Here is an 18029-nt window from a genome sequence, read left to right as displayed (position 1 = left end):
GGGGCTCACAGGATGTCCTCCGGTGTGACGGCATCAGGGAGTTCCAGGGCATCGGTGCGCGGAGGGCCGCCGTGCGTCCACGGCGTCTCCTCCGGGTCCGGCAGCTTCGCGCCCATCCGCTGGTCGTGCTCGAACAGCGTCCAGGCGATCCGCTCGCCCTTCTCCGGCACGGTGCCCTCCGCCGGATCCTTCGAGCGGCCCATCTTGTCCAGGAGTCGCAGCACCAGGGCGCCGTCCGGCTCGTGGCGCACGAACTCGGCCGACTGCGGCTTGCCGTCGAGCGAGCGGTACGCCTTCACGCCCTCGCCCAGGTGCGGCCGGTCGTCGGTGCGGACGGTGAGCAGCGGGCGGGGCGCCGGGCGCTTCGACTCCGTCCAGGCCATGGTGACCTCGGTGACCTCCGCGACGAACGCCTCGCCCGCGAGCCGCCGGCCCGCCATCACCAGCGGGTCGTCCAGGGCCTCCTGCGCCTCCAGCTGGCCCTGCGCCTGTTCGCGCGCCGCCAGCTTCGAGGCCGCGGTCACCGCGTCGTCCCGGCGCGGCTGCGGCGGCTCGCCCGCCGCGATCCGGTCGCGCTGGCCGGTGAACGACCAGCGGTCGCGGGTCCAGCGGTCGGCCACCCGGGCCCCCTCCGGGAGTTCCCGCAGCAGGTCGAGCGCCTGCCACACCGCGTACCAGGTCGGCCTCAGCTGCGAGAGGACGAGGCGGCGGATCTCCCGCTCGGCGCGGGTGAGTTCGGCGAGCCCGTCCTCGGCCGCCCCGCCGTCCTCGGCCGCGCCGAGCGCCTGCCGGGCCCGGTCGTAGCGCTCGATCGCGGGCGCGAGCAGCCTGTTGTCGAAGGCCGGGTCGGTCGCCGGACCGGCCGGCGGGCACACCAACTGCCCCTGCGCGTCCCGCCCGAGCTCGGCGCGCAGCGCCGCCTCCGCCCCGGACTCGCCGTCGTCAGGGGCGATCCAGGCGAGCAGCGCGCCCAGGTGCTGGTCCTCCAGGGAGGACTGGCCGGTCGCCCAGTGCCGGTTCAGCAGATCGGTCGCCGCGACGAGCAGCGACGAGCCCGGCACCCGGGCCCGCTCGCCGAAGTGGGTCAGCCAGCGCCCGAGCAGCGGCACCCGCGGCGGCGCCGGGAACGGCGTCTCCGGGTCCTGCTCGGCCGTGCGCCGGAACCGCATGGACCGCCCGAGCAGTCGTACGTACTCGACGCCCGCCCGGCTCGGCACCACCAACTGCGGTGCGTCCGCGCACAGTTCGACCTCGACCTTGACCTTCTTGCCGGTCTCCGGGTCGGTCTCGGAGCGCTCGGCCGCCTCCACGACCTCCGCGTACGAGTCCACGTACGGCAGGATCTCGTCGGCCAGCTCGGCGAGGAACGCGAAGCGCAGGTCCCGGTCGCGCGGCTGCGGCACGACGAGCAGCCGCGGCTCCTCCGGGTCCGTGCCCACCAGCGCGCCGAGCGGCGCACCGGCCTCACCGGAGGTCGTCAGCGGTACGAGGACCAGCGGACGCTCGGACAGATGCCGGTGCCGCACCGTGGCCAGCGGCTGGGCCCGGCCCGCCTCCACGGCCTCCATCCGGGCCAGGGTGCCGATCAGCGACATACGGGTGCCTCCTCGGCAGTCTCGGCAGTCTCGGCGGGGATGGCAGGGACGGGCCGAAGGCCGGTCAGCAGGCGCATTCGACGACCTCCGCCGGGATACGGGCCGGAGCCGCCGCCAGCGCCTCCGCGCGCAGGGCCCGCGCCCGGCGCAGCGCCGCCACCGCCGGGTCGTCCGGGTCGCCCGCCTCGCCGCGCGCCGCCGCCAGGACCGCGCCGATCGTGGTCAGGCCGCCCAGCTCGCCCCGTACCGAACGGCCGAGCGCCGTCACCACGTCCGCTGTGCGGGCCCGCTCACGGCAGTGGAAGGCCAGCTCGCAGGCGGCCAGGCACTCCGGCGCGTAGGCGTGCGGCACGCACTCCACCGCCGAGGCCAGCTGCTCCGCCGAGCACTCGGCGACATCGAAGGTGACGCCCTCCGGCAGGGTGTCCGCGATCTCCTCGATCCGGGTCAGCCGGGTGAGCTGGCGCCGGGTGACGGCGAGCTGCTTGCGGACGTCCACGGCGGAGGCGGTCGGCAGGTTGGAGAAGTCCTTGGGGCAGACGAGCAGCACCTGGTGGGCCACCGCCGCGCCCTCCGTGAGCGCGGCGACCTTCTCCAAGGCGAGCACGTACACCGCGGCCTGGCGGGCCGCCGCGCCCACCTTCGCCGCGTCCGCCGAACCGTCGATCATCGGGAAGGACTTGATCTCCACGACCGTCCACCGCCCGTCCGGCCGGACCACCACCGCGTCCGGCTCCAGATAGACCGGCGAACCGGCCACCTCCAGGGCCAGCATCGGATGGTCGAACAGCGCCCAGCGGCCCGCCGCCGTCGCCTCCCGCAGCGCCAGCGCGGTCCGCGCCGCCCGGCCCTCCGGGCCTGCGGCCGTCAGCTCCGGCAGGTCGACCTCGCCCGGCTCGGCGATGCCGAGCAGCCCGAGCAGCTCGCGCCCGCCGTCCGCCTTCACCTTCGCCTCGAACGCGTTGCCCCGGGCGATCGCGAACTGCGACTGGCCGAAACCGGACGGGGAGCCCAGCTTCGCGGCGAGCGCGGTCTTGTCGACCCCCGCCCCGTCGAGGATCGCCCGCCGCCGGCAGCCGGGGTTCGCGGCCAGGGCGGCCAGCGCCCGCGCGTCCAGCGGACGCGGCACGGCGGCCGGTCCGCGCAGCTCAGCGAGCCGATGCCGGAGTGTCGTCTGCGGCGGCCGGTGCGGGCCGCTGCCCAGGGATGCGCTCACCCGCGGAAGTCTCCCATCCGCCACTGACACGCGGGTGGTTTCGCTCCGATTCGCCCCCGAAGATCCGATCCTGGAGTCGATCCAGGGCCCGGCGTACGAGCGGCGTGAGCAGCAGCCCGGCCCCCATCACCGCCGCCCCGGCCGCCGCGTCCAGGAAGTAGTGGTTGGCGGTGCCCATCACCACGAGCACGGTCAGCAGCGGGTACGCCGCCCCCAGGACCTTCAGCAGCGGCGTCCGCCCGTACCGCCACAGCAGCACCCCGCACCACAGCGCCCAGCCGACGTGCAGACTCGGCATCGCCGCGTACTGGTTGGTGAACGAGCCGAGACCGCGCGGCGCGCTGGCCTCCCCGCCCCACCAGCCGTACGAGCTGAAGTGCGCCATCGTGTCGACGAAGCCGTGCCCGGGGGCGAGCAGCCGCGGCGGGCAGGTCGGCAGCAGCGTGAAGCCGACGAGGCCGAGGAGGGTGGCGAGCATCAGCCAGGTGCGGGCGGCCAGATAGGCGGCGGGGCGGCGGCGGTACAGCCAGATCAGGACGGCGGGCGTGACCAGGTAGTGCAGGGACGCGTACGCGAAGTCGGCGGGCACGCCGAGCGCCGGGACCGCGGTGAACAGACGGTTCAGCGGGCGCTCGAAGTCGAGCGCCAGGGTCTCCTCGATCCGCAGGATCGCCAGCCCGTGCCCCACGGCCGAGTCCGCGTCGCCCCGGGCGAGCAGTCGCCCGCCGGAGTAGGCCGCGTACACCGCGGCGATCAGTATCAGCTCCGCCCACCAGCGTGGCCTGCGCATGCCCGGTTCCCCCACTCGGTCCGTACCCGTACCCCCGTCCGGTCGTGGGAGGACGCGGTCCGTGTCGGGGAGGTTGCCCGGCGGTCACCGCGAATTCGGGTGGGAGATGATGGGAGGGCATCCGCACGTGAAGATCTGGAGAGCCTCCATGGCACCGCGCATCCTGCTCGCCCGGCACGGCCAGACCGAATGGTCGCTGCTCGGCCGGCACACCGGCAGGACCGACATCCCCCTGCTCGACGAGGGCCGGCGCGGCGCCAAGCTCCTCGGCGAGCGGCTCGCCCGCGGCCCGTGGGCCGGCCTCGACGGCGTCGAGGTGCGCACCAGCCCGCTGGTGCGGGCCCGCGAGACCTGCGACCTGGCCGGTTTCGGCGAGCGCGCCGAGGACTGGGACGCGCTGATGGAGTGGGACTACGGCGCGTACGAGGGGATGACCCCGGCCGAGATCCAGCGGGTGCAGCCGGGCTGGTTCATCTGGCGCGACGGCGTGCCGGACGGAGAGACGATGGCCGAGCTGTCGGCCCGCGCCGACCGGGTCGTGGAGTGGGCCCGCTCGGCCGACCGCGACGTGCTCGTCTTCGCGCACGGCCACATCCTGCGCTCCATCGGCGCGCGCTGGCTGGGCGAGGACGTCTCCTTCGCCGCCCGCATCCGCCTCGACCCGACCAGCCTCTCGGTGCTCGGCTGGGCCTACGGCGACCCGGCGATCGAGCGCTGGAACGACACCGGGCACCTGGAGCAGTAGCTCTGGGGCAGGGGGGCGCCGTGGCGGCTCAGTGCGCGGCTTGCGCGCCGGAGCCCGCGCGCGGCCTCACCCCGGGCCGCTTGCGCGCCGGGGCGCCCGCTGGGTACGCGCCGCGGCCCGCGCTCGGCTCAGTGCGCGGCGATGACCTTGCGGGTCTCCGTCAGCAGGCTGCGGATACGGGCCGACTCGACGCCCGCCAGGGAGTCCTCCACCCGCCGGATCTCCGCCGCCGCCTCGTCGGGGCGGCCCGCGCGGGCCAGGTTGCCGGCCAGCTGGGTGCGGTAGAGGGCGAGGTTACGGGCGAAGTGCGGGTCCTGCAGGACCGTGGCGCGCTGGGCGTGGCGGGCGGCGCGCGACCAGTCGCCGAGCAGCGACCAGCACAGCGCCTCCTGCGCCTCCAGCTCCGGCTCGCCGAAGAAGGACATCCACTCCGGGTCGCCCTCGCCGGGGCCCCGCCCGAAGTGGGCGTGCGCCCGCCCGAGCGCCGCCGAGCAGGCGCCGCGGTCGCCGAGCCCGGCCCAGGCCCCGGCCTCCCGGAGGGTGAGCAGCGCGAGCAGCCGGTCGGAGGCGAGCGGTGTCGCGGCCCGCAGCCCGGCCTGGGCGGCCCGTACCGCCTCGCGGTAGCGGCCCGAGTCCCGCGCCAGGAACGACGCGTTGCAGAAGGCGTGCGCCTCCAGGGCGGAGTCGCCGGCCATCCGGGCGGTGGCCAGGGCCTCGGCGTAGTGCGAGCGGGCATCGTCGAGCCGGCCCGAGTCGTGGGCGAGCCAGCCGACCGAGATGGCGAGTTCACCGGCGCCGTTGTGCAGCCGGTCGGCCGTGGCGCGGCGGGTGGTGACGCCCGCGTCGAGCAGGGCGTACGCGGAGCGCAGCGGCTGGGTGGCCCGCCGGTAGAGCCCCTCGGCGCCGTGCCGGTCGTCGAGCAGCCGGATCTGGCGAACCGCTTCCTCTACGGCGCGGACCTCGGCGTCGCCGACGCGGTGGACCGAGCGGGGGGCCGGGATGGCCACGGCGGCCGAGCCGCCGAGGCCCAGCGAGGCGGTCGCCAGGGTGGCGGTGCCGCCGGTCATGAATGCGCGACGCAGCACGTCGCTCTCCTCATCGTTCCGGGTGGTGAAGGCGAGGGGCGGCGGTGCCCCGGCCGCCACGGCGGCCGGCCGCCGGCCGCGAACGGCCTCCCGCGCCGAGAACCCCAGGTCCGCAAGGCTCAGTCCGGGGAACATGTGCAGGAAGACCCGCTCGTACGCGTAGTTCGGGCAGCGGATCTCGCCCGCCTCGACGCGGCCGATGTAGCGGGCGTCGCACGCGACCTGCTCGCCGATCTCCCGTGCCGCCCGGCGGACGGCCGCGGCGAACTCCGCCGGCGAACGCTGTCCGCGGAGCCTGCGGAAGGCGAGATTGGGAACTGCCCGTGACAACGCCATGGCCGAGCCCTCTCCTGGTGCTGCCGGTGTTCCGGCGGGGCAAGAACGTACCTGCTGTGACCGGTCGCCCACGCTGGGTTTGGCAACAAATCGGATATCTCGTACGCGATCTGCCATGAACTGCCATCCTTTGCGGCGGCGTGCCGCCGTAGCCGTTGACGGGGAGCGGCGTTGAACCATGTGGAGAGACGGAACGTGTCTCCTCTTCGAAAACGAGGAGGGTCCCATGGTGGAAATGGTGGAAGCCGGAGCCATCGGGCCGGTCGCCGCGCAGGCGTCGTCCGCCTCGCAGGCGTCGACCGAGCGGCACACCCCCACGGCGGACGCGAGCGCGTCCCCCGGCGAAGCCGTCCGGACGGCCTCGCCGGCCGTCGCCGCGCCCTGCGACCTGGTGACCGTGCCGGCCCGGCAGGGCCTGGAGGCCGTGGACATCCTGCGCCGCGGCGGCGCCCCTGCGGTGGGCCCGGTGCTGCACGACGGGGCGTGCGACACGCTCGGCTTCCTGGTGCCGCCGGGCACCGCGGCGGGCTGGGACATGCCGGGCAGCGCGTGTACGAGGACGGACGGGCGCGGGCTGCGGATCCCGGAGCCGCCGGAGCTCCCGGGCCCGGACGGCGTCACTCCGCGCCCGGCCGACTGGCTGTTGCCGCCCGGCGACAGCGGTGAGGTCACGGATCCGGCGATGTTGCGGGAGGCGCTTGGGCAGGCGGCGCGGTTGATCGAGGCGGCGGATGGCTGCCGCTGAGCGGTGCGGGCGCCTAGCGGGTGGGTGAGATCTGCCGTCTCGCGGCTGCGGCGCCGTCGTGGCTTGGCGCGCCCACGCGGCGGAGCCGCACAGTGTCACAGCCCCGCGCCCCTTGGGGGCCCTTTCGCCGTAGGCCGGTGCGGCGCCGTCGTGGCTGGTCGCGCAGTTCCCCGCGCCCCTGAAAGGCCTGGTCCGTCGTGGCGATCGCGCCCACGCGGCGGAGCCGCAAAGTGTCACAGTCCCGCGCCCCTGAAAGGCTCGGCGCCGTCTTGCGTCACCTGCGCCGATAATGAGGGCGTGGCCAGGAACAGACAGCGGGAGCGGGCGGCGGAGGGCGTGGCGGTCGTCGAGCAGGTGGACGGCGGGCTCGCGGAGCTCATACCCGACCGGGAGCGGGCGCGCGGGTGGACGCTGCTGATCGACGGCGCCCCGCAGTCGCATGTGGACCTCGACGATCCCGCGTATCTGTCCTTCGAGTACCAGCGGCGGCTCGGGCACATCGCCGACCTCGTCGCGCCGCCGAACCGGCCGGTGCAGGTCGTGCACCTCGGCGGCGGCGCGTTCACCCTCGCCCGGTACGTGGCGGCCACCCGGCCTCGCTCGACCCAGCAGATCGTGGAGCTGGACGGGCCGCTCGTGCAGCTCGTGCGGCGGGAGCTGCCGCTCGACGCGGGGGCCAGGATCCGGGTCCGGTCGACCGACGCCCGCGCCGGGCTCGGCAAGGTCCAGGACGGCTGGGCCGACCTGATCATCGCCGATGTGTTCAGCGGCGCCCGGACCCCCGCGCATCTGACCAGTACGGAGTTTCTCGCCGAGGTACGCAGGGTGCTGCGGCCCGGCGGCTTCTACGCGGCCAACCTCGCCGACGGCCCGCCGCTGGCGCATCTCCGCGGCCAGATCGCGACCGCCGCCGCCGTCTTCCCGGAGCTCGCGGTCGCCGCGGACCCGACCGTGCTGCGCGGGCGCCGCTTCGGCAACGCCGTACTGCTCGCCTCCGACCGTGAACTGCCGGTGGCCGAGCTGACCCGGCGGGTGGCGACCGACCCGCACCCGGGGCGGGTCGAGCACGGGCGGGCGCTCGCCGACTTCACCGGTGGCGCGGCCGCGGTCACCGACGCCAGCGCCAAGCCCTCTCCCGTACCGCCCGCCTCTGTCTTCCGTTAGTCAGACGGAGCGCTCGTCGATCTCCACGCGCGGCGCCGAGTCGTGCCACAGGCAGAAGACGGAGATCTCGCGCCCGTCCTTGGTGAAGGTCACCCGGATCCAGGTGGGCTGCTTCCACACCTGCATCTGCCAGCCCGACTCGGGCGTCGCGTTCACCAGTTCCGCCGAGGACGGGCCCAGGTCGAAGACGGCCCGGCCGCCGTCCGTGCCGTAACTCTTCACGTTGCCGCTCGTGTCCGCCGGCGGCTTCGCGGAGGCGGGCTGCCGGGGCGCGGCCGGGGGAGTGGTCGGCGGCTGCGACGGGCTGCCGGTGCCCGGGCCGGCGGAGGGGGTGGGCGTGGGCGCCGACGGGGTCGCGGCCGAGGTGGGCGCGCCGATCGAGGCGCCGTCCGAGCCCGTGGCGCCGGACGGGATGGGCAGCGCGCGCGGCGGGTCGTAGACCGTGCCGGCCAGCACCGTGTGCACCCCCCACCAGGAGAGGGTGACCGCCGCGCCCGTGGCGAGCGACCACGCCAGGGCGTGAACCAGACCTCTTCGCACCGGGTCATCCTGCCATCCGTCAGCCGTACTGCTGTCCGTCCCGCTGTCCCCCGAATGGCGTACGGTGCGGGCCATGGCAAGTGTGCTCGTGGTCGAGGACGACCAGTTCGTCCGTTCCGCCCTCATCCGGCATCTCACCGAGGCCTCCCACACCGTGCGGAGCGTCGGGACGGCCCTGGAGGCGTTGCGCGAGGTCGCCCATTTCCGCTTCGACGTGGTCATCCTCGACCTCGGGCTGCCCGATCTCGACGGGGCCGAGGCGCTGAAGATGCTGCGCGGGATCACGGACGTGCCGGTGATCATCGCGACCGCCCGCGACGACGAGGCCGAGATCGTACGGCTGCTCAACGACGGGGCCGATGACTATCTGACCAAGCCGTTCTCCGTGGAGCACCTGTCCGCGCGGATGGCCGCGGTCCTGCGCCGGGCCCGTTCCTCGGCCGGCGAGGCGCCGCCGTCCCGGGAGCTGCGGGTCGGCGGGCTCGCCATCGACCCGCTGCGGCGGCAGGCGGCCCTCGACGGGGCGGCGCTCGACCTGACCCGCCGCGAGTTCGACCTGCTCGCCTTCCTCGCCGGGCGGCCCGGGGTGGTCGTCTCGCGCAAGGAACTGCTCGCCGAGGTGTGGCAGCAGGCGTACGGGGACGACCAGACCATCGACGTCCATCTGTCCTGGCTGCGGCGGAAACTGGGCGAGACGGCGGCCCGGCCCCGCTATCTGCACACCCTGCGCGGGGTGGGCGTGAAGCTGGAGCCGCCGGCCGGGGCCGCCGAGGCCCGGCCGTGAGGTGGGCGCTGGTCAAGGTGTCGCTCGCCGTCACCGTGATGGTCGTGGTCGCCTTCGCCGTACCGCTCGGGCTCGTCGTCAAGGAGATGGCCCGCGACCGGGCCTTCTCCAACGCCGAGCGGCGGGCCTCCGGCCTGGCGCCGGTGCTCGCCATCACCACCGACCGCGAGCAGCTGGAACGGGCCGTCGCCACCACCGACGACGGCGCGGAGGGGCGGCTCGCCGTCCATCTGCCCGGCAAGGGGCGGGCGATCGGGTCCCGGCGGGCCAGCGGCGAGGACCTGGGCACCACGCGGCGGCTCGGGCGGGCGACGATCGCGGAGGTGCCGGGCGGATTCGTGCTGCTCCAGCCCACCGCGGTCAGCTCGGGGCAGGTCGCCGTCGTCGAACTCTTCGTGCCCGAGGGCGAGGTCAGCAACGGCGTCGCGACGGCGTGGCTGGTGCTCGCGGCGGTCGGCGCGGCCCTGATCGTCGGATCGGTCGCGGTCGCCGACCGGCTCGGCCTGCGCATGGTGCAGCCCGCGCAGCGGCTCGCCCGCGCCGCGCACGAACTCGGCGAGGGGCGGCTGGGCGCGCGGGTACGGGAGGAGGGGCCGCCGGAGCTCAAGTCCGCGGCCGTCGCCTTCAACTCGATGGCCGACCAGGTCGTCCAGCTCCTCGCCAACGAGCGCGAACTCGCCGCCGACCTCTCCCACCGGCTGCGCACCCCGCTCACCGTGCTCCGCCTCAACGCGGCCTCGCTGGGCTCCGGTCCGGCCGCCGAGCAGACCCGGGCCGCGGTCGAGCAGCTGGAGCGCGAGGTCGACACGATCATCCGTACGGCCCGGGAGGCCAAGCCGCAGACCCAGCCGACCGGCCCGGTCGCCGGCTGCGACGCGGCCGAAGTGGTGCGCGAGCGGATGGACTTCTGGTCGGCGCTCGCGGAGGACGAGGGCCGGAAGGTACGGGTCGCGGGCGTCGACCGTCCGGTCCGCATCCCGGTCGCGCGCCCCGAACTCGTCGCCGCGCTCGACGCCCTCCTCGGCAACGTCTTCCGGCACACCCCGGAGGGCACCGCCTTCTCCGTGGACCTCCACAACGGCGACGACGCCGTCATCGTCCTGGTCTCCGACGCCGGCCCCGGCATCCCCGACCCCGCCGCCGCGCTCGCCCGCGGCGCGGGCAGCGGCCGAGACGGCTCCACCGGCCTCGGCCTCGACATCGCCCGCCGCATGGCCGAGGCCACCGGCGGCGACGTCCGCATCGGCCGCTCCGTCCTCGGCGGCACCGAGATCCGCATCTGGATCGCCCTCGACGCCCGCCGCGCCCCCGCCCCGACCCGGCGCCGGGGCCGCCGAGCGGGCGCGGGCACGGGCCGCCGCGGCCGGAGCCAGCAGGGCTGAGGGGGTCCGCGGGTCGGGTCGGGTCCGGTTTCGGGGGGTCTTCACGGCGCAACCTTTTCCCGTCCCGATGTCCTCCTTAAGCGGACCCTAAGAATCCCAACCCCGCCCCGTCATCGGGCATTTGTCCGTTTCCGAGTCGCTAGCGTGCTGCCGCACCCCACCACCCCCCACACCCCCCCCACACACCACCCCCGGCAGACAGAGGCAGGCACGCGATGGGCACCAGCGCACACCGGCGCAAGGCGAGCGTCAGGACCAAGGCGATCGGGGCGGTCGTGGCCGCGGCTGTCATCGGGGGCGCGGCGTTCGCGCTCTCCGGGACCGCGCAGGCCGCGTCCGTCGGCGCGGCGTACACCAGGACCAGCTCCTGGACCGGCGGCTACACCGGGCAGTACGTCGTCACCAACGAGACCGACGCGCCGCAGTCGGACTGGACGCTGGAGTTCGACCTGCCGGAGGGGACCACGATCGGGTCGCTGTGGAACGGCGAGCACACCGTCTCCGGGCGGCACGTCACCGTGAAGCCCGCGAGCTGGAACCGGCAGCTGGCGCCCGGGCAGTCCGTCACCGTCGGGTTCGTGACCTCCGCGGCCGGGCAGGCCGGGGACCCCGTCAACTGCCTCATCAACAAGGCCAGCTGCGCCGCCGGCGGCCCCGCGCCCACCCCCACCGGGCGTCCCACGACGACGGCGCCTACCCCGAGCCCGACGCCCACCAGGACGGCTACCCCGACGCCCACGCCCACCAAGACGGCCACCCCGACCCCGACCCCCACCACGACCACCCCGCCCCCGACCACCGGCTCCGCGAAGTTCGCGCCGTACGTCGACACCTCCCTCTACCCCGCGTACGACCTCCTCTCCACCGTCGACGCGACCGGCGTCAAGGAGTTCAACCTCGCCTTCATCACCTCCGGCGGCAGCTGCGCCCCGCTCTGGGGCGGGGTCACCGACCTCGCCTCGGACAAGGTCGCCGCGCAGATCGGGGCGCTGCGCGCCAAGGGCGGGGACGTGCGGGTGTCGTTCGGCGGGGCCGCCGGGCACGAGCTGGCGCTCAACTGCTCGACCGCGGACGCGCTGGCCGCCGCGTACGGCAAGGTCGTCGACCAGTACAAGCTCACCAAGGTCGACTTCGACATCGAGGGCGCCGCGCTCCCCGACACCGCCGCCAACACCCGCCGCTCCCAGGCCATCGCGCAGCTCCAGAAGTCGCACCCGGGCCTGAACGTGTCGTTCACCCTGCCCGTCATGCCCGAGGGCCTGACCCAGCCGGGCGTGGACCTGATCGCCGACGCGAAGCGCAACGGCGTCCGGGTCGACGCGGTGAACATCATGGCGATGGACTACGGACCGGCCTACAGCGGCGACATGGGCACGTACGCGATCCAGGCCGCCACCGCCACCCAGGCCCAGATCAAGGGCGTCCTCGGGCTCTCCGACGCGGCCGCCTGGAAGGCCGTCGCCGTCACCCCGATGATCGGCGTCAACGACGTCTCGTCCGAGGTCTTCAAGGTCGACGACGCCACCCAGCTCGTGGACTTCGCCAAGTCCAAGGGCATCGGCTGGCTGGCGATGTGGTCGGCGACCCGCGACAAGCAGTGCGCGTCCGGCGCCGTGAACTACGCCGACCCGACCTGCTCCTCGATCCTCCAGCAGCCGCTGGCCTTCACCAAGGCCTTCGGCGCCTACAAGTAGCACCCCGAGCAAGCCACACCCCGAGCCACACCCCGAGCCACACCCCGAGCCACTCCGGCCCCCCACACCGCGCGCCCCGGACGGTCCCACCCCCACCATCGTCCGGGGCGCGCTCCTTTCCGGTCCCCCGGCTCACCCCTTCACCGCGCCCCGCATCACCCCGCCCACCACCAGCCGCCCGAGCACCGCGAACACGAGCAGCAGCGGCACCGTGCCGAGCAACGCGCCCGCCATCACCACCGAGCGGTCCGGGATGTAGCCGCGGCCCAGACCGGTCAGCGCCACCTGCACCGTCGGACTGCCCGTCTGGGTAAGCACCAGCACCGGCCAGAAGAAGTCGTTCCAGGCCGCCACGAAGGTCAGCGTGCCGAGCACCGCCATCGCCGGGCGCGCCGCCGGGAACACCACGTGCCAGACGATCCGCAGCGGCCCCGCCCCGTCCATCCGCGCCGCCTCGACCAGTTCGGCCGGCAGCGCGCGCAGCAGGTGCTGCCGCATGAAGAACACCCCGAACGCCGACACGAGACCCGGCAGCACCACCGCCCGCAGCTCGTCCGTCCACTGCAGCCGGGCCACGAGCAGATACAGCGGTACGACGCCGAGCTGCGGCGGGATCAGCATCGTCGCCACCACCAGCGCGAACAGCGCGCCCCGGAAGCGGAACCGCAGCCGCGCGAAGGCGAAACCGGCCAGGGTCGCCACCAGGACCGTGCCCGCCGCGATCAGCCCCGCCACGAGCACGGTGTTGAACAGCGCCGCGCCGAGCCGGGCGTCGGTCCATGCGACGGCCAGGTGCTCGGGCAGGTTCCGGCCGAAGCGCAGCGGCGGCGGGGTGTGCGCGAGCCGGGTGGTCGTCCGCGAGGCGGCCACCGCCGCCCACACGAGCGGGAAGAGGGAGACCGCGCAGAACAGCAGGAGCAGGGTGTACGTGCCCCAGCCTGCCCGCTCGCCCCCCTCGCTCCCCTTGCCCCGCATCAGGCCCGCCCCCGGAGCCGCGAGCGCACGAGCCGGGCCGCCCCGAACACGACGAGCAGGATCAGCAGCATCACCCAGGCGATCGCCGAGGCCCGCCCCAGATGCAGGTTCACCCACCCCTGCTCGTACAGGTAGAGCCCCAGCGTCTGGAACTGGTGGTCCGCCCCGCCCGAGGCGCCCGTCCCGGCGTCGAAGAGCAGCGGCTCGCCGAACAGCTGCGTCGCCCCGATCGTCGACACGACGACCGTGAACAGGATCGTCGGCCGCAGCGCCGGCAGCGTGACATGGACGAACCGCCGCCACCGCGAGGCCCCGTCGAGCGCCGCCGCCTCGTACAGCTCGCGCGGCACGGTCTGCATCGCCGCCAGATAGATCAGCGCGTTGTAGCCGGTCCACCGCCACACCACGATCGCCGACACCGCCGCCTTGGCCGCCCACGGCCCGTTCTGCCAGTCCACCGGCGCCAGCCCGGCCGCCGTGAACGCCCAGTTCACCGGCCCGTGTTCGCGCCCGAAGAGCAGCGCGAACACCAGCGTCGCCGCCGCCACCGAGGTCGCGTACGGCGCGAGCGCCACCACCCGGAAGAAGCCGCGCGCCCGCAGCCGCGCGTCGAGCAGATGCGCAACGCCGAGCGCGAGCAGCAGCTGGGGCACCGTCGAGAGCACGCCGATCACGAAGGTGTTCACCAGCGCGTTCCAGAAGTACGGATCCTCGGCGAGCCGGGTGTAGTTGCGCAGGCCCACCCACTCGGGCCGGTCGAGCGCCGTCAGCTCGACCCGGTGCAGCGAGGCCCAGCCGGTGTAGAGGAGCGGGAAGAGCCCGAAGGCGCCGAAGAGGACGAAGAAGGGCGCGACGAGCCCGTACGGCACCCAGCGGTCGACACGCCGCCTCACCGACACCGTCACCGTCACCGGTCCAGGGCGTTGTCGATCGACCGCAGCGCGTCCGCCCAGGCCTCGTCCGGGTCGCGGCCCGTCTGGTCGACCAGGAGCATGCCGCCGTCGGTCAGGAGCTGGGCGACCAGGCCCTCCTTCGGGCCGATCGGCGCCGACGGCACACCGCGGGCCGCCGCCCCGAAGATCGCGCCCACCGGGGTGTCGCCGAAGTACGGGTGGCGGGCGCCGGCCACCGACGGCAGGGCGTGCGCGGCGGAGGCGCTCGGGAAGCTGCCCCGGCGGGCGAAGACCCGGGCCTGCTGGGCCGGGGCGGTCAGCCACGCGGCGAGCTCGGCCGCCTCCGTCCGGTGCGGGCCGGCCTTGGGGACGACCAGGAAGGAACCGCCCCGGTTGCCCGGCCGGGGCGCCGCCGCCACGTCCCAGCGGCCCCGCCCCGCCTGGCCCGCCTTGTCCTCGATGTAGCCGAGCATCCAGGCCGGGCACACCACGGTCGCGAAGGCCCCGTTCGCGAATCCCTGGTCCCAGCCGGGCGTGAACTGCTGCAGCCGGGCCGTGAGCCCCTGCCGGGCGAAGGCCGCGGCCAGGTCCCAGGCCTCCCGTACGCCCGGGTCGGAGCCCACGACGAGGGCGCCCCGCTCGTCGTAGAAGCGCCGGGGGTTGCTGCTGACGACCGCCGAGAGGACCCCGGACGCCGAGTCCGTGAACGCCGTCCCGGCCGGCGCCTTCGCCGCGAACCGCCGCCCTGCCGCCAGGAACCGCCGCCAGTCCCCGGCCCACAGCCGCCCCACCTCCGCCCGGCCGGTCGGCAGCCCGGCCCGCGCGAACAGGTCCTTGCGGTAGCAGACCGCCTGCGGGCCGACGTCGGTGCCGAGCGCGACCGTGCGCCCGTCCCGGCCGGTGCCCTGCGCCCACTTCCACGGCAGTAACGCCGCCCGGTCCACCCCCGGCACCGCGCCCAGGTCCACCAGGCGCGGCCCCTGCGTGCCGACCACCTCGGCGATGTTCCCGACCTCCACGGCCTGCACGTCGGCGAGGCCCGAGCCGGTGACCAGATGGGTGATCAGCTGCGGGTAGTAGTTCTCGTTCCGCTCGATCGAGGTCTGCCGGACCGCCACGTCGGGATGGAGCCGCATGTACGTGTCGTAGAGCCCGGCCTCCTTGAGCCCGAAGGCCCCGAACACTCCGACCGTCAGGGTGACCGGCCGCCCCGCCGGATCCACCCCGCCCTTCTCACCGGTCCGGCGCGGCCCGGGCGGGTCGGTGGCGCAGCCCGCGGTGAGGCCCGCGCCGAGCAGCAGGGCGAGCGCGAGCGCGGTGACCCGCCGGGCGACGGCGCGGCGGGGGCCGCTGCTGCTTCTCGTACGCCGGGACATGGCGCGACCGTAATGCGGTCCGGCGGGCCGTCCGGGGACGCTCGCCGGTGAAGGCCCCGGTGGATGAATCCCCGGCGGGTGAGGCGTTGACGTGCGAGGCTGACGGGACCGGAGGGGGCGAGGGTACGGATGAGCGGTACGAGCGGTACGAGAGGGGAGAACGGGATGAGCATCGAGGTGCGTCCGGCGTCGGACTTCGCGGACACGGCGGCCGTCATCGGCCCGAAGTCGCCGACCGCCACCGTCTGCTGGTGCCTCAGCCATCGCATCCCGGCCAAGCTCGACCACGCGATGCGCGGGCCGGAGCGCGGTGCGTACGTCGCGGAGCTGTGCGCCGGTGCCGTACCGCCCGGGGTCCTCGCGTACGACGGGGACGAGCCGGTCGGCTGGGCGGCCGTGGCGCCGCGCGCCGACACCTCGTACGCCCGCAGCCGCACGATCCCGCACCTCGACGACCTGCCGGTGTGGTCGCTGTGGTGCGTCCGGGTCCGCCCCGGCCACCGCAAGCAGGGCATCTCGCACGCCCTGATCACCGGCGCGGTCGAGTTCGCCCGCGCCCACGGCGCCCCGGTCGTCGAGGCGTACCCGGTGGACAACGGCGACGCGCGGGTCGACACGACCATGGCGTACGCGGGGCTGCGGAGGAACTTCGAGCGCGCCGGGTTCGTCCACGCCGCCGACACCACCTCGGTCCTCGCCGGCCACCCCCGGGTCCTGATGCGGCGCGACCTGCGCTGACGGCGGGACATGCCCTGAGTGCCGTACACATGAACAGGCGGGAACGCGGGGCCGTTAGCATCGCGGGACGCTTGACGCTTGATGACGGCAAGGAAACGGAGTGGGTTGTGGCGCGACCGCGTATGGGTGTGGCGGTGCTGACGATGGGCACACGCCCGAAGGAGCTGCGGGCGCTGCTCGATTCGGTGGCCATGCAGGACGAGCCGCCCGCCCGGGTCGTGGTGATCGGCAACGGCACCGGTTCGCTCGCCGAGCTGCCGGACGGGGTGCACGGCGTGGAGCTCCCGGAGAACCGCGGGGTGTCCGGCGGCCGCAACGTCGCCATCGAGACCCTCCGCTCCTTCGGCGACGTCGATGTCGTCGTGGACCTCGACGACGACGGTCTGCTCGTCGACACCGATGTCTTCCGGCGGCTCGCCGACCTGTACGGGGCGGAGCCGGCGCTCGGCATCGTCTCCTTCCGGATCGCCGACGAGCACGGCGAGACGCAGCGCCGCCATGTGCCCCGGCTGGGCGCCAAGGACCCGATGCGCGGCGGCGAGGTGACCACCTTCCTCGGCGGCGGCCACGGCCTGTCGATGCGGATGCTGGACCAGGTCGGCGGCTGGCCGGAGGACTTCTTCTTCACCCACGAGGAGACCGACCTGGCCTGGCGCGCGCTCGACGCGGGCTGGACCGTGCGGTACGCGCCGGAGCTGCTGCTCCAGCACCCGAAGACCAGCCCGGCCCGGCACGCGGTCTACTACCGGATGACGGCCCGCAACCGGGTCTGGCTGGCGAAGCGGAACCTGCCGGCCCCGCTCGTCCCCGTCTACCTGGGCGTGTGGACCCTGCTCACGATCGCCCGCACCCGCTCGCTGCCGGGGCTGCGCGCCTGGTTCGGCGGCTTCGCCGAGGGCGTCCGCCGGTCCGGCGGCGACCGCCGGCCGATGAGCTGGGCCACGGTCTGGCGGATGGGCCGGCTCGGCCGCCCGCCGGTGATCTGAGACACACCGCCCGGCCCTGCCCTCTCCAGGGGCGGGGCCGCTCTCGTATCCGGGTCGGAGAACGAGCGAGGCCCCGGTTCTTCCGAACCGGGGCCTCGACCCTTCAGGGTGAGTGACGGGACTCGAACCCGCGGCATCCTGGACCACAACCAGGTGCTCTACCAGCTGAGCTACACCCACCATGACCGGTCATTCGCCCGAGGGCTTCCCTGACCGGCCGAGAAGAAGTCTACAGGGTCTCGGGGGGTGCTCGCGCACACGTTTCTTTCGAGCGTCTTTCCGGCGCGAGCAGGCCCCCTCGCGCCCCCTAGTGGGAGCTGTCGCCGGCGATGACGTGGCGGGCCGCGATCTGCTTCGCGGTCTCCGAGTCCGGGCCGGGCTGCGGCACGAAGATCGCCTCCCGGTAGTAGCGGAGCTCGGCGATCGACTCGCGGATGTCCGCGAGCGCCCGGTGGTTGCCGTTCTTCTCCGGACTGTTGAAGTACGCCCTCGGGTACCAGCGGCGGGCCAGTTCCTTGACCGAGGAGACATCGACGATCCGGTAGTGGAGGTGCTTCTCCAGGGCCGGCATGTCGCGGGCGAGGAAGCCGCGGTCGGTGGAGACCGAGTTCCCGCACAGCGGGGCCTTGCCGGGCTCCTTCACGTGCTCGCGGATGTACGCGAGGACCTGGGCCTCGGCGTCGGCGAGGGTGGTGCCCCCGGCCAGCGCGTCGAGCAGCCCGGACTTCGTGTGCATCTCGCGCACGATCTCCGGCATGGTCTCCAGGGCCGCGTCCGGCGGGCGGATCACGATGTCCACGCCTTCGCCGAGCACGTTCAGTTCCGAGTCGGTGACCAGCGCGGCCACCTCGATGAGTGCGTCGTCCGTCAGCGAGAGCCCGGTCATCTCGCAGTCGATCCACACCATGCGATCGTTCATGCGTCTACCTTATGGCCGAAGGGGGGCCGGGGCCGAAGAACGGCCGCGGCCACGGAATGGCCGAAG

General features: G+C 74.4%; 17 protein-coding genes and 1 tRNA gene. 8 read left to right on the top strand and 10 right to left on the bottom strand.

What is annotated here, in order from left to right:
* Window positions 1–5: 5 nt before the first annotated feature.
* The 3 genes from JAO84_RS12680 to JAO84_RS12670 form a co-directional block, all read right to left on the bottom strand.
* On the bottom strand, window positions 6–1595 hold the full coding sequence (locus JAO84_RS12680) for a hypothetical protein (protein ID WP_370412970.1): 1590 nt from the start codon (window positions 1593–1595) through the stop codon (window positions 6–8).
* A 64-nt stretch (window positions 1596–1659) separates the two neighbouring features.
* Window positions 1660–2811, bottom strand: a complete 1152-nt coding sequence (locus JAO84_RS12675; RefSeq protein WP_370412968.1) for a hypothetical protein — start codon at window positions 2809–2811, stop codon at window positions 1660–1662.
* Window positions 2744–3601 (bottom strand): phosphatase PAP2 family protein, encoded by an 858-nt coding sequence (locus JAO84_RS12670; RefSeq protein ID WP_370412967.1) that lies wholly within the window; start codon window positions 3599–3601, stop codon window positions 2744–2746. Before JAO84_RS12670 ends, JAO84_RS12675 begins: the two co-directional genes overlap by 68 nt.
* Window positions 3602–3749: 148 nt before the next feature.
* Here JAO84_RS12670 and JAO84_RS12665 point away from each other — a divergent pair, with 148 nt between their 5' ends.
* Complete coding sequence (locus tag JAO84_RS12665) at window positions 3750–4346, top strand: histidine phosphatase family protein (protein WP_370412966.1); 597 nt, start codon at window positions 3750–3752, stop codon at window positions 4344–4346.
* Window positions 4347–4474: 128 nt separating this feature from the next.
* Here the strand turns inward: JAO84_RS12665 and JAO84_RS12660 are convergent, their stop codons facing one another.
* Complete coding sequence (locus JAO84_RS12660; protein WP_370412965.1) at window positions 4475–5767, bottom strand: tetratricopeptide repeat protein; 1293 nt, start codon at window positions 5765–5767, stop codon at window positions 4475–4477.
* 235 nt (window positions 5768–6002) lie between these two features.
* Between JAO84_RS12660 and JAO84_RS12655 the strand changes: the two genes are divergently transcribed.
* Window positions 6003–6512, top strand: coding sequence for a hypothetical protein (locus JAO84_RS12655; RefSeq protein WP_370416740.1), 510 nt, complete (start codon window positions 6003–6005; stop codon window positions 6510–6512).
* Window positions 6513–6809: 297 nt separating this feature from the next.
* The gene (locus tag JAO84_RS12650) at window positions 6810–7676 is read left to right on the top strand and encodes a spermidine synthase (protein WP_370412964.1); all 867 of its coding nucleotides are present in this window, start codon (window positions 6810–6812) and stop codon (window positions 7674–7676) included.
* Here JAO84_RS12650 and JAO84_RS12645 read toward each other — a convergent pair whose 3' ends face one another.
* The gene (locus tag JAO84_RS12645) at window positions 7677–8216 is read right to left on the bottom strand and encodes a hypothetical protein (protein WP_370412963.1); all 540 of its coding nucleotides are present in this window, start codon (window positions 8214–8216) and stop codon (window positions 7677–7679) included.
* A gap of 73 nt (window positions 8217–8289) precedes the next feature.
* Between JAO84_RS12645 and JAO84_RS12640 the strand changes: the two genes are divergently transcribed.
* The 3 genes from JAO84_RS12640 to JAO84_RS12630 all read left to right on the top strand — a co-directional run bounded on the left by JAO84_RS12640 (window position 8290) and on the right by JAO84_RS12630 (window position 12076).
* Entirely contained in the window at window positions 8290–9000 is a 711-nt protein-coding gene (locus tag JAO84_RS12640) for a response regulator transcription factor (protein ID WP_370412962.1), read from the top strand.
* A complete protein-coding gene (locus JAO84_RS12635; RefSeq protein ID WP_370412961.1) occupies window positions 8997–10382 on the top strand; it encodes an ATP-binding protein in 1386 nt (461 codons plus the stop codon). Before JAO84_RS12640 ends, JAO84_RS12635 begins: the two co-directional genes overlap by 4 nt.
* Window positions 10383–10597: 215 nt before the next feature.
* A complete protein-coding gene (locus JAO84_RS12630) occupies window positions 10598–12076 on the top strand; it encodes a cellulose binding domain-containing protein (protein ID WP_370412960.1) in 1479 nt (492 codons plus the stop codon).
* Between the two features lie 132 nt (window positions 12077–12208).
* Here the strand turns inward: JAO84_RS12630 and JAO84_RS12625 are convergent, their stop codons facing one another.
* Genes JAO84_RS12625 through JAO84_RS12615 form a run of 3 tightly spaced genes read right to left on the bottom strand, consistent with a single transcriptional unit; the run spans window position 12209 to window position 15320 of the window.
* Window positions 12209–13051, bottom strand: coding sequence for a carbohydrate ABC transporter permease (locus tag JAO84_RS12625; RefSeq protein WP_370412959.1), 843 nt, complete (start codon window positions 13049–13051; stop codon window positions 12209–12211).
* Window positions 13051–14004, bottom strand: coding sequence for a carbohydrate ABC transporter permease (locus JAO84_RS12620; protein WP_370416739.1), 954 nt, complete (start codon window positions 14002–14004; stop codon window positions 13051–13053). Before JAO84_RS12620 ends, JAO84_RS12625 begins: the two co-directional genes overlap by 1 nt.
* Complete coding sequence (locus JAO84_RS12615; RefSeq protein WP_370412958.1) at window positions 13959–15320, bottom strand: ABC transporter substrate-binding protein; 1362 nt, start codon at window positions 15318–15320, stop codon at window positions 13959–13961. The genes JAO84_RS12620 and JAO84_RS12615 overlap by 46 nt, the downstream gene beginning before the upstream one ends.
* Window positions 15321–15485: 165 nt before the next feature.
* On the opposite strand from JAO84_RS12615, the gene JAO84_RS12610 reads away from it, so the two are divergent.
* Together JAO84_RS12610 and JAO84_RS12605 are read left to right on the top strand one after the other, a co-directional pair.
* Window positions 15486–16058: a GNAT family N-acetyltransferase gene (locus tag JAO84_RS12610; protein WP_370412957.1), complete on the top strand. Its 573-nt coding sequence runs from the start codon at window positions 15486–15488 to the stop codon at window positions 16056–16058.
* Window positions 16059–16180: 122 nt separating this feature from the next.
* On the top strand, window positions 16181–17044 hold the full coding sequence (locus tag JAO84_RS12605; protein ID WP_370416738.1) for a glycosyltransferase family 2 protein: 864 nt from the start codon (window positions 16181–16183) through the stop codon (window positions 17042–17044).
* Window positions 17045–17151: 107 nt separating this feature from the next.
* Here JAO84_RS12605 and JAO84_RS12600 read toward each other — a convergent pair.
* Window positions 17152–17224 (bottom strand) — tRNA-His (locus tag JAO84_RS12600).
* Window positions 17225–17351: 127 nt separating this feature from the next.
* Complete coding sequence (gene orn, locus JAO84_RS12595) at window positions 17352–17963, bottom strand: oligoribonuclease (protein WP_265862660.1); 612 nt, start codon at window positions 17961–17963, stop codon at window positions 17352–17354.
* Window positions 17964–18029: the final 66 nt, after the last annotated feature.

The organism is Streptomyces fradiae, from assembly GCF_041270065.1.
GTDB lineage: Bacteria > Actinomycetota > Actinomycetes > Streptomycetales > Streptomycetaceae > Streptomyces.
Note: the sequence above shows the minus strand (reverse complement) of the source record. Positions and strands in the feature narration are given on the sequence as shown.